Source organism: Xanthomonas phaseoli pv. dieffenbachiae (genome assembly GCF_008639345.1).
In the GTDB taxonomy this organism is placed as follows: Bacteria; Pseudomonadota; Gammaproteobacteria; order Xanthomonadales; family Xanthomonadaceae; genus Xanthomonas; species Xanthomonas phaseoli.
Map to the genome: position 1 here is coordinate 3,974,990 of NZ_CP041380.1, position 13,308 is coordinate 3,988,297.

General features: G+C 65.1%; 13 protein-coding genes. 7 read left to right on the plus strand and 6 right to left on the minus strand.

The genetic code is table 11. From position 1 onward, the window contains the following. Positions 1–124: 124 nt before the first annotated feature. From FLG15_RS17615 to pssA, 4 genes are all read right to left on the minus strand, one after another. Positions 125–1,258 (minus strand): pectate lyase family protein, encoded by a 1,134-nt coding sequence (locus FLG15_RS17615; protein WP_150146913.1) that lies wholly within the window; start codon positions 1,256–1,258, stop codon positions 125–127. 825 nt (positions 1,259–2,083) lie between these two features. Then, positions 2,084–2,566: a ribosomal protein S18-alanine N-acetyltransferase gene (rimI, locus tag FLG15_RS17620; RefSeq protein WP_057678034.1), complete on the minus strand. Its 483-nt coding sequence runs from the start codon at positions 2,564–2,566 to the stop codon at positions 2,084–2,086. Then, positions 2,563–3,018, minus strand: a complete 456-nt coding sequence (locus FLG15_RS17625) for a hypothetical protein (protein ID WP_057678028.1) — start codon at positions 3,016–3,018, stop codon at positions 2,563–2,565. Before FLG15_RS17625 ends, rimI begins: the two co-directional genes overlap by 4 nt. Before the next feature lie 22 nt (positions 3,019–3,040). Further along, on the minus strand, positions 3,041–3,814 hold the full coding sequence (gene pssA / locus FLG15_RS17630; RefSeq protein WP_005913472.1) for a CDP-diacylglycerol--serine O-phosphatidyltransferase: 774 nt from the start codon (positions 3,812–3,814) through the stop codon (positions 3,041–3,043). A gap of 131 nt (positions 3,815–3,945) precedes the next feature. Here pssA and FLG15_RS17635 point away from each other — a divergent pair, with 131 nt between their 5' ends. From FLG15_RS17635 to FLG15_RS17645, 3 genes are all read left to right on the plus strand, one after another. Then, complete coding sequence (locus FLG15_RS17635) at positions 3,946–4,347, plus strand: DUF4124 domain-containing protein (RefSeq protein WP_008576986.1); 402 nt, start codon at positions 3,946–3,948, stop codon at positions 4,345–4,347. 413 nt (positions 4,348–4,760) lie between these two features. Beyond that, on the plus strand, positions 4,761–6,455 hold the full coding sequence (locus tag FLG15_RS17640; RefSeq protein ID WP_150146916.1) for a proline--tRNA ligase: 1,695 nt from the start codon (positions 4,761–4,763) through the stop codon (positions 6,453–6,455). 143 nt (positions 6,456–6,598) lie between these two features. After that, positions 6,599–7,060 carry an H-NS histone family protein gene (locus tag FLG15_RS17645; RefSeq protein WP_017159792.1) on the plus strand — a complete coding sequence of 154 codons (462 nt, stop codon included), beginning with the start codon at positions 6,599–6,601 and terminating at the stop codon, positions 7,058–7,060. Between the two features lie 56 nt (positions 7,061–7,116). Here FLG15_RS17645 and FLG15_RS17650 read toward each other — a convergent pair whose 3' ends face one another. Then, the gene (locus tag FLG15_RS17650; protein ID WP_017157645.1) at positions 7,117–8,376 is read right to left on the minus strand and encodes a threonine/serine exporter family protein; all 1,260 of its coding nucleotides are present in this window, start codon (positions 8,374–8,376) and stop codon (positions 7,117–7,119) included. A 51-nt stretch (positions 8,377–8,427) separates the two neighbouring features. Between FLG15_RS17650 and FLG15_RS17655 the strand changes: the two genes are divergently transcribed. From FLG15_RS17655 to FLG15_RS17670, 4 genes are all read left to right on the plus strand, one after another. After that, entirely contained in the window at positions 8,428–9,657 is a 1,230-nt protein-coding gene (locus FLG15_RS17655; protein ID WP_170922359.1) for an MlaE family ABC transporter permease, read from the plus strand. Positions 9,658–9,742: 85 nt separating this feature from the next. Continuing rightward, positions 9,743–10,579, plus strand: a complete 837-nt coding sequence (locus tag FLG15_RS17660) for an ABC transporter ATP-binding protein (RefSeq protein WP_150146919.1) — start codon at positions 9,743–9,745, stop codon at positions 10,577–10,579. A 2-nt stretch (positions 10,580–10,581) separates the two neighbouring features. After that, on the plus strand, positions 10,582–11,508 hold the full coding sequence (locus tag FLG15_RS17665; RefSeq protein ID WP_003484185.1) for an MlaD family protein: 927 nt from the start codon (positions 10,582–10,584) through the stop codon (positions 11,506–11,508). Next, positions 11,505–12,149 carry an ABC-type transport auxiliary lipoprotein family protein gene (locus FLG15_RS17670; protein ID WP_057678033.1) on the plus strand — a complete coding sequence of 215 codons (645 nt, stop codon included), beginning with the start codon at positions 11,505–11,507 and terminating at the stop codon, positions 12,147–12,149. Before FLG15_RS17665 ends, FLG15_RS17670 begins: the two co-directional genes overlap by 4 nt. Before the next feature lie 476 nt (positions 12,150–12,625). Here the strand turns inward: FLG15_RS17670 and FLG15_RS17675 are convergent, their stop codons facing one another. Next, positions 12,626–13,222, minus strand: a complete 597-nt coding sequence (locus tag FLG15_RS17675; RefSeq protein WP_057679581.1) for an alpha-ketoglutarate-dependent dioxygenase AlkB family protein — start codon at positions 13,220–13,222, stop codon at positions 12,626–12,628. Positions 13,223–13,308 lie beyond the last annotated feature (86 nt).

The window sequence follows — 13,308 nt, forward strand, 5'->3', positions numbered from 1 at the left end:
GCGTTGCAACGCCGCATCTCCGCCAGGCGACATCCACCTCCACCTGAAACGCACAACGCCCGCATCACTGCGGGCGTTGTGCAACTGCGTGCAGCGCTGCATGAGAGCCTGCAACCGGTGGCGGTTAGAGCTTGCCGGCGCCTGCCTTGGCCTTGACGTCTGCAGCGACCTTGTCGGCCGAGAGCAGGTTGTAGGTATACGGCGGTGTCCAGCCGATGTTGGTGTTCCACGAGCACGACAGCGCCTTGCCATTGAGCAGCGAACCCTGATCGCGATACACGCTGCCACCGTAGTCGGCAGCGATCTTGTCGCAGCTACTCACGCCGCTGATCTCGAACACGTTGCGCTCGGAGAAGATCTTCGACTCCTTGCCCACGCCATGCGCGTAGGAGAACGGGTAGACCGTATTGCTGGTGCTGCCGACGTGGTAGTTGTTGTACAGATGCACCTGACCGAAGCGCACGCGCGGAGCGCGCGCAGAAATGTTTTCGAACAGGGTGTTGTGAATGGTGACCTTGAGCTTGCCGCTGTCGGTGCTGGAGGCGCTGTCGCTGGAGCCAATCAGGTTGTTCTTCTCGTGCGACTTGAAGGCCGAATACGAGACGGTAACGAAATTGGCGCCTTTCTTGATGTCCATTGCGCCGTCGTGATGCTGTTTGGGACGGCCATTTGCGGTGCCGTTCTGATCGTCGGTACGACGGCCATCGGTGAAGGTGACATGGTCCACCCACACGTTGCTGGCGCCTTCCACGGTCAGGCCGTCGTACTCCGCATTCCAGTTGCCGGCACTGCCATCATCCGGATCCCAGACCGGCTCCGGGTCCCAGGGATTTTCGATCGTGATATTGCGGATGATGACGTCGTTGGCCTTGACGTACAGATAGCCCTCGCGAATTTCCGCGTTGCTGGTGATGCCGATCAGCGTGGTCTTGGTGGGCACGTCCAGACGCGCGCGCGTCTTCATGTCCGAGGTCTTGGTGTACGGCTTGCCTTCGCTGATATCGATGATGCCGCTGACCTTGATGATGCGTCCATTGCTACCGACGCTTGCGCTCAATGCAGCTTTCAACTCGGCAGCATTCTTGACGGTGTAGATATTGGCGGCAGCTGCCTTGGAGCCGCCCTTGGTGCCGCCGTTCTGGGTTGCCCAACCCGTGGTTGCAACATCCAACGCCGCATCGGCATAGGCAACGCCGGTGAGCAGCAACGACCCAACGAACAGCGACGCGGCGGCCGCCGTCGAAAATTTCGGCTTCATCTTGATCTCTCCCTCAGATTGGTTCGATGCGCCGCGCCGCGGCGCACCCCTGGTCCAGCAGACTCGGAACGTATTATTCAGCTGTGGAATATTACATTCCGCGGATCCGATACTAGGAGCATTGCAACCGCTTGTATCTAGACGTTTTTCGGATATGCATGCGTAATCACGCAAACGCTTGCGAGACAAAAAATAAGAGACAAAACGCTTCGATCAGGACACGCAGAGACAGCGCAAGGACACTGCAACGCAGCAAGATTGCGTGTCACGCCATGCGGGATGCCACGCGAGAATGCGGGCCACCATTCAAATACCGGTATTTCTTGGCGCGCTAGTCGTTGCAATCCATTGCCGCGCTGCGGCATTCGACATAAATCGCCGCCCACATCCGACCGGAGCAACGCATAAGCGCCTATCGGTCCGTGGCGAAACATTCGCCACCTCGCAGGCGGACGTATCTGCCCGCATCCTGTGCGAAGCGCAAATTTATCGCTGCGCTGCTACCGGCGTTTCGCGTGACCGCGATGGAATCGATTGCACAGGCGCAGCATCGTGTTGACGCCACGCGTCTTGATGCGCCTGGGTCAGCGTTGCCATCGATCGATCCCGACTGCCGCTTCGCTGGAGACCTCATCAAGCCGCTCGGCAGTGCGCAAGACACGCCCGTTGGGCAAGCGTGATACCGCACGGCCCATGCGCAGATGCGCCATGCAGTCGCTCAGCGCAAGCATCGAATCGAAAAACTATCAGCGCCGGCATCCAGCGCAACGACCGCGCAGCGCAGCGATACCAACCAGCCGCATCCTCAACGACGAGTGCGTGCGCTTACGAAAATCCTTCGAAGAACAACTCGATCGCCATCACCAACGCGTCTTCGCGCCCGGTGTGGGATGGGTAGTAGCGCGGACGCCGGCCGATTTCGTTGAAACCTTCGGAGTGGTACAGCGCAATCGCCGACGGATTGGACGGGCGCACCTCCAGAAACGCCCGCCGCGCACCGCGATCGCAGGCGCCCTTGATCAGCGCGCGCAGCAACACGCGACCGTAGCCTTGCGATTGCGCCTCCGGTGCGATGCAGACGTTGAGCACGTGCGCCTCGTCGGCGGCGATGCTGATCACGCCATAGCCAATGACCCGGCCGCCCTGCTCCATCACCCAGCCCGGATACCCCGCCTGCAGGCAGTCGCGGAAGATGTTGCGCGTCCACGGAAACGGATAGGCGCGCAGCTCGATCTCCATCACCGCATCCAGGTCGCTCTCGCGCATGGCGCGCAGCGAGGTGGGTTGCGGCACGTTCAATGCGCTCACGCCGGGTCCCGGCGCCGACGCAGCGCGCGCAGCTGCGGCCACAGCGCACGCTTGGCGGCCGGATTGCCGCGCAGTTCCGCCAGCGGCCAGGAGGCCATCAAGGCCTGGGTCGCAGGATCGCCCGGATTGCAGCCGGACGCGCGCAGCAAGGCCATCTGCAGGCGATCCGGCATGCCGACACGGCTGCGCCGTTGCGGCGCCGACACTGGCGCAGCGCTGGGCGCGCGGGGCGCTTCGGCCGGTGCCGCCGGTGCAGTGCGCCGCGCAACGGGCGCATTGGCCGTCGCAGCTTGCGGCGCACGCTCCACACGTGCCGGTGCAGCCATGGGCGCGCGCTCGGCAACCTCGACAGGCGCGGGCAACGCGTCGACCGCATCGCGGTCCAGATACACGGTGTGCCCCAGCGCCTGCAGATACGACACCTGCAGATCGGACCACATCGGCTCGCTCATCGAGTCGCTCACGAAAACCGGCTCATGGCAGCTCGGGCACGCGCCGCCAGCGTCGCCACAGCCACATCAACGGGCCAGACAAGGCGTACAGAACCCCGATCACCAGCAGCGAGCGCGCCAGATCGATCACCAGCAGCGCAATCACCACCGTGGCGATCGCAAGTGCCAGGAACGGCACGCGGTCGGCACGCGGACCACGCGCGCCGCCCTTGAAGCTCCAGAAGCGGATCCGGCTGACCATCAGCAACGCCGACACCACCGTGACGGCCAGCGCCACATAGCGCAGCTGCTCGCCATCGAAGCCCAGGCTGTCGTCGGCAAAGGCCCAAACGAAGGACATCATCAGGCCAGCCGCCGCCGGGCTGGCCAGACCGATGAACCAGCGTTTGTCGACCACGCCGACCTGGGTGTTGAAACGCGCCAGCCGCAGCGCCGCGCAGGCCGCATACAGAAAGGCAGCCGACCAACCGACCCGGCCCATCACGCTACTATCGTACTTCAACGCCGACAGCGACCAGTGGTACATCACCAGCGCGGGCGCCATGCCGAAGCTGACCAGGTCGGCCAGCGAGTCGTACTGCACACCGAATTCGCTGCTGGTATTGGTCAGACGCGCCACCCTGCCATCCAGCCCGTCCATCACCGCAGCCACGAACACCGCCATGGCGGCCTGGACGAACTGCCCATTGGCCGCGGCGATGATGGCGTAGAAACCGGAAAACAGCCCGGCGGTGGTGAACAGGTTCGGCAGCAGGTAAATCGTGCGCGAGCGCGGGGGCGGTCTCATCTCATCCATCCGCCAAGTGTAGGGCCTGAGGTCTGTCCGGCGGTAGCGCTCTTGCTGGTTCAGCACCCTGCGCGCCCATCACTTGCCAGGGCCCGCTGCGGATGCTGCAATCGCGACGGGAATCATCCAGGGGAAGCCACATGCAGCTGTCGTCCGGGCTTTGCGCCCTGTTGATGCTGGTCAGCGCCGCCGCCGGCGCGACCGATCTTTATAAGTGGAAGGACGCCAAGGGCGTGACCCACTACACCGAAACCCCGCCACCCACCGGCCAGCGCTATGAAGCGCGCCGCATCGACGCGCGCAGCGGCACCGCGGCCATTGCTGCAGCAGAGACAGCCGCGCCCGAATCGGCCGACTGCCTCACCGCGCGTCGCAATCTGGAACTGCTCAGCGGCAAGGGAGAGGTTTCCATGGCGGCCGGCGCCGATGGCAAGCCTGGCGCCGTGTTGGACCAGGAAGCCCGTGCGACCCAGAGGAACCTGGCCGACGCTGCCGTCAAGGCCTATTGCAAGCCGGCCGCCCCGGGCGGCCCGGCCACCTGAGCGGGATCGGGGCACGGCACAGCGGCAAGCGCCTGCCGGCCTGCGGGATGACGTGCACGAAGCGTGTCATGCCGCCGGCCTCTGTCGCGCTCACCCGCTGATATGCCGGCGGTAGGCGCCTCGAACCGCTTGGAGTCGCGCCGGCTAGAAACGAGAGCCGACGACTCGCACGGCTGTCAGGCACGCCGGGGTTGCTGCCCTCCAGCTGCCCAGGTTGGCATCGGCCACTCGTCCAGCCCAAATTTCAGCGCATTCCCCTTCCCCTGGCAACGCATTCGCGACCGCGGGCCAGCCACCTGAGAGCCGCTGCCCAGCGGCCTACCTGGCCGGCGACACCCGGCAACGCGCGCCTGGCGATGACCGGCAGGGCGCGAGACTGGCAAACTAGCGGCTTTCCGCCCAAGCGAAGCCCGATGCGTCTTTCCCAGTTCCACCTGCACACCACCAAGGAAACCCCGGCCGACGCCGAGCTGGTCAGCCACCGTCTGATGCTGCGCGCGGGCATGATCCGCAAGCTGGCCTCCGGGCTGTATACCTGGTCGCCGCTGGGCCTGCGCGTGTTGCGCAAGGTCGAAGCCATCGTGCGCGAAGAGATGAACCGCGCCGGCGCAGTGGAAGTGCTGTTTCCCACCATCCAGCCGCGCGAGCTGTGGGACGCCACCGGGCGTTGGGAAAAGTTCGGCGGGCAGCTGCTCAAGATCAAGGACCGCAAGGAACAGGAGTTCTGCTACAGCCCCACCGCCGAAGAGGCCGCGGCCGAATTCGCGCGCCAGGAAATCAACAGCTACAAGCAGCTGCCGCTGAATTTCTATCAGATCCAGACCAAATTCCGCGATGAGATCCGCCCGCGCTTCGGGGTGATGCGTGCGCGCGAGTTCCTGATGAAGGACGCGTACTCGTTCCATCTCACCGACGAGGACATGGCACGCGAATACGACAACATGCGTGCCGCCTACACACGCATCTTCACCCGCCTGGGACTGGATTTCCGCGCCGTGCAGGCCGATTCGGGCGCCATCGGCGGCGACGCATCGCAGGAATTCCACGTCATCGCCGACTCCGGCGAAGACTCGCTGGCGTTCTCCACTGGCTCCGATTACGCAGCCAACGTGGAAACCGCCAGTGCGGCACCGCCGGCCCCACGCGCCGCGGCCAGCGAGCCGATGCAGCAGGTGGCAACGCCCACCCAGAAGACCTGCGAAGACGTGGCCCAGTTGCTCGGCATCGCGCTGCAGCGCACCGTCAAGTCGGTGGCGGTGATGACCCAGGCCGGCTTCGTGCTGGTACTGGTGCGTGGCGATCACGCGGTCAACGAGATCAAGCTGGCCAAGGTGCCCGGGCTGGCCGATTACCGCCTGGCCAACGAAAGCGAGATCCGCGACCACCTCGGCTGCGAGCCGGGCTTCCTGGGCCCGGTCAATACCGCGCGCCCGGTACGCGTGGTGGCCGACCGCGATGTCGCCGCCCTGGCCGATTTCGTGGTCGGCGCGAATGTGTCCGGCGCGCACCTGGTCGGCGTCAACTGGGGCCGCGATCTGCCCGAACCGCAGACCGTGGCCGATGTGCGCAACGTGGTCGAAGGCGAACGCGCGGCCGATGGCGGCGAACTGCGCCTGGCTCGCGGCATCGAGGTGGGCCATGTGTTCCAGCTCGGCAGCCAGTATGCGCAGGCGCTGCAAGCCACGGTCATCGACGAAGGCGGCAAGGCGACGGTGATGAAGATGGGCTGCTACGGCATCGGCATTTCGCGCATCGTGGCCGCGGCGATCGAACAGAACCATGACGATGCCGGCATCATCTGGCCCGCGCCGATGGCGCCGTGGCAGGTGGTGGTCTGCGTGATCAATCCCAAGCAGGACCCGCAGGTGCTCGTTGCCGCCCAGGCCTTGCTGGACGAATTGCTTGCCGCCGGCCTGGATGCCGCCCTGGACGACCGCGGACTGCGCCCGGGCGCGATGTTCGCCGATATGGAACTGCTGGGCATTCCGCATCGGGTGGTGGTCTCGGAGCGTGGATTGGCGGCTGGCACATTTGAATATCGCGCCCGTACCGCCGATGCAGCGGAAAACCTGGATAAAGCCGGGTTATTCTCCCGCCTGGCGCCTTGATCAAACCCCGGGTATCGGCTTCCAATGGATGAACACAAAGCGCCGAATTATTTCGGCGCATTTGTCACACCGGTTTTCTCACTTTATGATGGCCACCGCTGCCATGGACCGGCATTCTTTTTCTCTCATCTTCCGGAGCAGTGATGTCGATCGATCTCAGTGGCCTGTCGGCCAAGCAGTTGAGCGCCCTGATCAAAAATGCAAAGAAGCAGCAGACCGTGGTTGCCAAGCGCGCGCCGATCGCCAAGGTCCGCACGCAGCTGACCCGCGCTGCAAAAGCCCAGGGTTATTCCATCGAAGAATTGTTTGGCGCTTCTGCCAGTGCCGGTCCGGGCCGTCCGGCCGGTGCCGGCAAGCCGGGTCCGCGTGCCGGCCGCAAGCTGGGCAAGGTGCCGCCGAAGTATCGCAACCCCGCCAACGCCCAGGAAACCTGGACCGGCCGTGGCAAGCAGCCGCGCTGGCTGGCCGAGTTGACTGCCGCCGGCAAGAAGGTGGAAGACTTCCTGATCAGCAAGGTCGGCGGTGCGAAAAAGGCGACCGCAAAGAAGGCTTCGCCACGCAAGGCCGTCACCAAGCGCGCCACCAAGAAGTCCAAGGCTGCCTGATTCAAACCAATAAAAACGCCGGCCATGCCGGCGTTTTTATTGCGCGGTGTTTCCCCTTATAAATTCTTGCGGGCAGGAATGAGCAGATTGCCAAACAGCAATCCGGCCATCAATGCCATGACAATATTTGTCACTGCCAAGAGTGCGGCTTGTCCGACGCTGACATCCTGTTGCTGCACCAAGGTCAGAAAGCCACGCAAACTGACGCTCCCGGGAACCAGCATGATGATGCCGGGCAACCGGATCAGCGCGCCGGGCTTGTGCACCACGCGCCCGAATAAATTTCCCGCAGCGGTCAATGCCATCGCCGAGGCGAATACCCCGGCCGGGCCGCCCCAGGCATGTCCTGCATAACGCGCGATGACATAACCTGACATGGCCGCCGCCATGATCCATAAATAATCACGTCGATTGGCCTTGAACAACACCGCGAACGCATAAGCGGCCACTACCAGCGAGGCCCATTCCACCCAGCCGGCCTGCGGCCGCAGCGCGGCCACCTGGGGATGCAGGCCAACCAGCTGGGTCAGGGTCACCGCAATGACCGCACCCACGGTCAGCTTGAGCACCGTGGTCACCGCACCGGCCAGACGCGCGGTGCCGGAGACCCAATGCTGGCTGGCCAGCTCGTTGAACGCATTGGTCAATGACATGCCCGGCAGCAGCACCACCAGCGAGGCGATGATCACCGTATTGAGGTTCAACGGCCCCAGCAGCGAGGCCACCAGCGCCGCCACCACCCCGGCCAGCAGGCCGGCCAACGCCTCGCCGGCTTCCTTGGTGGCAGCGCGCTTGTCGGTGTACTGGGTGAGCAGGCCGATTGACATGCCGATCGCCCCGGCCGTGGCGATATCCAGCCACGGCAGCTTCCACAGCCCGGCCACGCCGGCAGCGGCCAGCCCGAACGCCAGCACCTGCAGGGTCTTGCCGCGCCGGTCCACCTCGCGGTCCAGCCGGCGCAATGCGGTGTGTCCTTGCGCGATGCTCATGCGCCCGTTGGCCACGCTGTCGGCCACATAATCGGCCACGCTGAGCTTGTAGAGATCGTTTTCGCCCGGCGCCAGGCGAATCACCCGCGTGATATCGCTGGAGCCAATCGCCTTGGTGGGGTCGCTGAAGCTCAGGATGATGCCGGTGGGGTTGGACCAGGGCTCGCAGTCCAGGCCCAGCTTCTGCGACAACCCCACCACGGCTGCTTCCAGCCGCTGCGCGGTGGTGCCATAGGAATGCAGGCGCCCGGCGATTTCGGACACGAAGGCGACGCGTTGGGCGTAGGTAGCGCTGGCGGACGGGAGGACAACGGTGGCAGCGGACATGCGTGGCGGGTCGGATCGGAGAAACGCCGTGTCCGGCGAGGCAGCCAGTGTATGCCGCAGCACGCGTGGCCGGCGTCCTCATTGACGGCCATCGGCACACCGCTGCGGTTGCGTCCCCATCCGTCGCTCACATTGGCCCTGTATGCTGGCGCCACGGACAGGCCACCCATGATCAAACCGCAACCTCCACGCATCGAACAAGACTCGCAGGATCAGGCACAGGTCCGCCTCGCTGGCAGTTGGGTCCTGGCGACCGCCCTGCCCCAGGCAGAACTGCTGCAGGCCGTACCCGACGGGGTGCGCCGCATCGACGCGCGCGGCATCCAGCAGCTGGATTCGGCCGGCGTCCTGCAGCTGCTGCGCTTTGCCGGCCGCATGGGACTGAAGGAAGACGCGATCGATTTCCGCGATGAACACCAGGCACTGGTGTGCACCATCGAGGAACTCAACGACGAGCGCCCCAAGCCCAAACGCGATTACGGCTTCGTCGCCGCGCTCGACCGCCTGGGCCGGGCCACGCATCGCGTCGGCCAGGACATCCTGGAGCTGAACAGTTTTCTGGGCGAAAACCTGGTCAAGATCATGCGGCTGATCCACGAGCCGCGGCGCTTCCGGCTGACCTCCACCGTGCACCACATGGAACAGGTGGGCCTGGACGCGGTGCCGCTGGTGGTGCTGCTGTCGTATCTGGTGGGTGCGGTGATCGCCTTCCTGGGCTCGACCATCCTGCGCGACTTCGGTGCGGAAATTTACGTGGTGGAGCTGGTGTCCATCGCCTTCCTGCGCGAATTCGCGGTGCTGCTGACGGCAATTGTGTTGGCAGGCCGCACCGCCAGCGCCTTCACCGCGCAGATCGGGGCGATGAAATCGCGCGAGGAAGTGGACGCGATCCGCACCCTGGGCCTGGACCCGATCGACCTGCTGGTGATCCCGCGCTTGCTCGCACTGATCTTCACCCTGCCGCTGCTGACCTTCATCGCGATGATCGCCGGCCTGGCCGGCGGCGTCACCGTGGGTGCGTTCGACCTGGATATTCCGCCGCAGATGTATCTGGCGCGCATGCACGAAACCATCCAGTTGCGGCATTTCCTGGTCGGGCTCTCGAAGGCGCCGTTGTTTGCGCTGGTGATCGGCCTGATCGGCTGCCTGGAAGGGCTGAAAGTCAACGGCACCGCGCAATCGGTGGGCGAACGCACCACGTCCTCGGTGGTGCAGACGATTTCTCTGGTCATCATCCTCGACGCGATCGCGGCGTTGTGGTTCATGAAGATGGGGTGGTGATGGGGCGGGGATTCGACATTCGGGATTCGGGATTGGTGCAAAGCAGAAGCGTGGCTGGCGCACTGAGCTTCGGGAGAGTTGTGCTGTGACCAATCCCGAATCCCAAATCCCCAAGCCCGCCCCAGAGGCCGACGACGACCAGCTGGCGATCTCCGTGCGCGGGCTCACCAACCGTTTCGGTAGCCAGACCGTGCACGAAGACCTGGATCTGGACGTGCGGCGCGGCGAAATTCTTGGTGTGGTCGGCGGTTCGGGCACTGGCAAGTCGGTGCTCATGCGCAGCATCCTGGGCCTGCGCGAGCCTGATGCCGGCAGCATCCAGGTGCTGGGCGCGGACGCGCGCTCGGACCGGTTCGCCGACCGCCAGCACATCACCCGCAATACCGGCGTGCTGTTCCAGGACGGGGCGCTGTTTTCGTCGATGACCGTGGGCGAAAACGTGCAGGTGCCACTGAAGGAACACCATGGCGAGTTTCCCGAGCGCTGGTATTTCGAACTGGCGCTGCTGAAGATCAAGCTGGCCGGCCTGCCTGCCGATGCGCTGGACAAGCTGCCCTCGCAATTGTCCGGCGGTATGCGCAAGCGTGCCGGCCTGGCACGTGCGCTGGCGCTGGATCCACCGTTGCTGTTCCTGGACGAACCCACCGCCGGGCTGGACCCGATCGGCGCGGCCGCCTTCGACCGCCTGATCCGCACCCTGCAGCAGGCGTTGGGCTTGACCGTGTTCCTGATCACCCACGACCTGGATACGCTGTACGCCATCTGCGACCGCATCGCGGTGCTGGCCGATCGCAAGGTGATCGCCAACGCGCCGCTGGCCGAGGTTGAGCAGATCGATCACCCCTGGATCCAGGACTATTTCCACGGTCCGCGCGCCCGCGCCGCGCGCGCGGCCAAGACCGACTCCACCGAGACCGCCTGAGCATGGAAACCAAAGCCAATTACGTCCTGATCGGCGCCTTCACCATCGTGGCCGGCCTGGCCCTGCTGCTGTTCGGGCTGTGGGCCGCCAAGTACTCCTCCGACCGCACCTGGCAGCAGTACCGGGTGGTGTTCCGCGAGGCGGTGACCGGCCTGTCGGTCGGCAGCCCGGTGCAATACAACGGCATCGCAGTCGGCTCGATCACCGAGCTGACCCTGGCGCCGAACGACCCGCGCCAGGTCGTCGCACACGTGCGGGTCAATTCGACCACGCCGATCAAGAGCGACACCCGCGCCAAGCTGGCGATCACCAGCCTCACCGGCCCGTCGATCATCCAGCTCTCCGGCGGCACGCCCGAAGCGCCGGCGCTGACCACCATCGACAAGAGCGATGCGCCGATCATCCAGACCACCCCGTCGGCGCTGCAGAACATCACCGACACCGCCAATCGCATCGTCGAGCGCATGGACCAGATGCTCTCGGACAAGAACGTGGCCAGCATTTCGGCCACGCTGCAGAACCTGGAAAAGATCAGCGGCGGCATTGCCGATCGCGATGAGGGCATGCAGGCGCTGATCGTCAGCGCGCGCGATGCCGCACGCAATCTGGACACCACCCTGACCACCACCAACGGCACCATCAAGCGGCTGGACCAGAACCTGGTGCAGCAGCTGCCCGGCATCCTGGAAAAGCTCGATGCCACCCTGGTCAAGCTGGATTCGGCGGCCGGCAATGCCGACAACATCCTTGGCGAGAACCGCGCGGCCATCAATAGTTTTGCCAACGATGGGCTGGGCCAGCTCGGCCCCACCCTGACCGAATTGCGTGGCCTGATCCGCGACCTGCGCCGGGTCAGCGACAAGCTGGACAACAACCCTGCGCGCTACCTGCTTGGCCGCGACGCACCCAAGGAGTTCGAACCGAAATGACTGCCATGCGCCTGTTGCGTCCCCTGTTGTGCGTGTCGTTGCTGGCGCTGGGCGGCTGCTCGGTCCTGGCCGGCGGCGACAAGAAACCGGCCACCATCTACGCCCCCACCGTACGCGTGACGCCCAATCCCACCTGGCCGCAGGTGACCTGGCAGCTGGTGGTGGCCAAGCCCAGCGCCGCACGCGTCATCGACAGCCCGCGCATCAATGTGCGCCCGACCCCTGGCGAACTGCGGGTCTACCACGGCGCGGGTTGGGCACAGCCGGCCACCGACATGCTGGAAGACAGCGTGGTGCGCGCGTTCGAGGACTCCGGCAAGATCGCCGCGGTGGCCCATATCGGTACCGGCATCCGCTCCGATTACAAACTGGCGATCGACCTGCGCCGCTTCGAATCCGATTACGCCGGCCAGTCGCTGCCCTCGGCCACGATCGAACTCAACGCCAAGCTGCTGCACTCGGCCGACCAACGCGTGGTCGCCTCGCGCACCTTCCTGGTCGCACGCCCGTCCAGCGGCACCGATGTGGCAGCGGTTGCCGCGGCGTTCGAGCAGGCGCTGACCCAGGTCACCACCGAGCTGGTCGGCTGGACGCTGACCACCGGGCAGCAGGACAGCGCGGCGCTGCCGCGTACACCTTAAGCCGACGCGTCTCCCTGTAGCCGGAACGTATCTCACCCGGCATCAGATCCAGCACCCTGCAATCGACGGGATCCGCCGGCCTCCCTTCTCCCGCACGCGGGAGAAGGTGGCGCGCAGCGCCGGATGAGGGCACACACCGTCTGCCGAGTATGCCGTAACCCCGTACGTCTCCCTGCAGCCGGAACGTATCTCACCGGCATCAGATCCAGCACCCCGCAATCGACGGGATCCGCCGACCTCCCTTCTCCCGCAAGCGGGAGAAGGTGGCGCGCAGCGCCGGATGAGGGCAAACACCGTCTGCCGAGCATGCCGTAATCCCATCCGTCTCCCTGCAGCCAGAACGTATCTCACCGGCATCAGACCCAGCACTCTGCAATCGACGGGATCCGCCGACCTTCCTTCTCCCGCACACGGGAGAAGGTGGCGCGTAGCGCCGGATGAGGGCAAACACCGTCCCTCGGCAAGCTTGCCCCGCCTCAACCTACCCCAGCCGACGCAATCTGCCGAAAGGTCAGATTGATCCGTTCCCCCACCGGCCGCGCCGTGCGTGGCAGGGCATGCTTGTAGTAGCGTTGGGTATCGCTGCTCATTACGAGCAAATCGCCGTGCCCCAATTCCAGCGTCTGCTTCAGCGCCGCATCGTCGCGATGCTTGAACGCAAAGCGCCGCGTGGCACCCAGGCTCACCGAGGCAATCAACGGCTGCGCGCCCAGCTCAGGCTCGTCGTCGCTGTGCCAGCCCATCGCATCGCTGCCACTTCGGTACCGATTGACCAGCACGCTGTTGAATGGGTGCCCGGTCTCGGCCTGCAGGCGCGCACGCACCGGCTGCAATGCATCCAGCCACGGCTGTGGCGCGAACCGCGTGCCGGAATAGCGGTAGCTGGCATCCGCATCGCCGATCCAGCTGCTCAGGCGTGGCGAATCCACCACCCGCCCGAACATGCGGATGCGGTGCACTTCCCACCGCACCTGCGCCAGCAAGGTCTGCAGCAGTGCATCGGCCTGCGCCGCGTCCAGCCATCCTCGCTGCCAACGGATCTGCGCCCCCGGCAATGCCACCTCGATCTTCATCGGCCAGACGCTAGCACGCGTGCCCACACCGCGCCGTCGGCAGCGGATGAATCGCGCCGATTTGCCGCCGTCACATGCAATCCCGG